Genomic DNA, 263 nt, shown 5'->3' on the forward strand with positions numbered 1-263 from the left:
TCCTTCAGCGCTTCGATCGTGAGCGTCGTCAGCGGGACGGGGTGGACGTGGTAGGCGTCGAGGGTGCCGTCGTCCAGGGGGCTGGTGTCGTAGCCGGCCTTGGCCATCGCCCGTTTCGCGAACTCGTCCGTATTGACGATGATCTCCCCGCCGTGGGGCACGTCCGCGAGGTTGGCCTTGAGCGCCGCCGGGTTCATCGCCACGAGCACGTCCGGTGCGTCGCCGGGGGTGAGGATGTCGTGGTCGGCGAAGTGCAGCTGGAA

The 263-nt window shown here is 68.1% G+C and carries 1 protein-coding gene; it reads right to left on the reverse strand.

Translation table 11 applies throughout. The features are described from left to right. Positions 1-263 (reverse strand): 2-oxoacid:acceptor oxidoreductase family protein (locus ACSNOG_RS33485; RefSeq protein ID WP_436756434.1); only part of this gene is annotated, 263 nt, incomplete at both ends.

This window comes from Streptomyces sp. URMC 124 (genome assembly GCF_051386455.1).
GTDB lineage: Bacteria > Actinomycetota > Actinomycetes > Streptomycetales > Streptomycetaceae > Streptomyces.